This is a genomic window from Nonomuraea sp. MG754425, from assembly GCF_021699195.1.
Classification (GTDB): Bacteria; Actinomycetota; Actinomycetes; order Streptosporangiales; family Streptosporangiaceae; genus Nonomuraea.
This window is the reverse complement of record NZ_SSXE01000432.1, coordinates 1-1085: the sequence shown is the minus strand read 5'-3', so window position 1 is coordinate 1085 and position 1085 is coordinate 1. Positions and strand designations below refer to the sequence as shown.

Genomic DNA, 1085 nt, shown 5'->3' with positions numbered 1-1085 from the left:
GCAGGCGGCGCTCCAGCTCCGCGCGCCCCTCGGGCGTCAGGTAAAGCGTGCGCCGGGGCGCGGCGGCGGCTCCCGGCTCGTCCTTCCTGATGAGCCAGCCGGAGGCGGCCATGCGCTTGATCGCCGGGTAGAGCGTGCCGTCGGCCACCGGACGTACGTGCCCCATGAGCGCCGCCACCCGCCGGCGCAGGTCGTAACCGTGTAACGGCCGATCCCTGAGGAACCCGAGTATCGCCAGCTCCAACATGGCTACCAGCATACCTCGGTGCCGATATATATTGGCCTCGATATACGAGGAGGCCCGTCATGCACGATGCCATCGTTCATCCCAGCGGCGCTCGCATGCGCTGGGTGGAGTTGCCCGGCGTGGACCCGGCTCGCGTCTACGTCCACGGCCTCGGCGCCACCTCGGCCCCCTACTACGCGGAAGTGGCGGCCCACCCGCTGCTGCCCCGGCACCGTTCCCTCCTGATCGACCTGCTCGGGTTCGGCATCAGCGACCGCCCGCGCGACTTCTCCTACACGCTGGAAGACCACGCCGACGCCCTGGCGCAGGCGCTGCGCAAGGCCGGGGTGGAGGCGGCCGCGCTGATCGCGCACAGCATGGGCGGGGCGGTGGCCACGCTCCTGGCCGCACGTCACGCCGACCTCGTCGCCCACCTGATCCTGGTGCACGCCGACCTCGACCCCTACCCGCGGGCAACCGTCCCGCTCGGCGGCGGCGGCATCGCGGCCTACGGGGAGGAGGAGTTCGTGGCCGGCGGGTGGAAGGAGGTGCGCGACCGGGTGGGGCCGCACTGGTGGTCCACGATGCGCCTGGCCGACCTGCACGGCCTGCACCGCACGGCCGTCAGCCTGGCCCGTGGGAGTGCGCCGTCGGTCCGCGAGTTGCTGGCCGGGCTGCCGATTCCGCGCGCCTACCTGCATCCGGAGGGGGACGAGCCCGACGGGGCCGAGGTGCTGCGGGGAGCGGGGGTGCGGGTGCTGGCCATCCCGGAGTCGGGGCACAACGTCATGCTCGACAACCCCGAAGCCTTCGCCCACACCTTGACGACCCTGCTCACCTGACCGGCCGGCACCCCGAC

The 1085-nt window shown here is 72.5% G+C and carries 2 protein-coding genes; one reads left to right on the top strand and one right to left on the bottom strand.

Annotated features, from left to right (window positions below; genetic code table 11):
• Window positions 1-247: PadR family transcriptional regulator (locus tag FAF44_RS53300; protein WP_237111137.1), on the bottom strand; the 247-nt coding region annotated here is incomplete at its 3' end.
• Window positions 248-306: 59 nt separating this feature from the next.
• On the opposite strand from FAF44_RS53300, the gene FAF44_RS53295 reads away from it, so the two are divergent.
• Window positions 307-1068, top strand: coding sequence for an alpha/beta fold hydrolase (locus FAF44_RS53295; RefSeq protein ID WP_237111136.1), 762 nt, complete (start codon window positions 307-309; stop codon window positions 1066-1068).
• Window positions 1069-1085 lie beyond the last annotated feature (17 nt).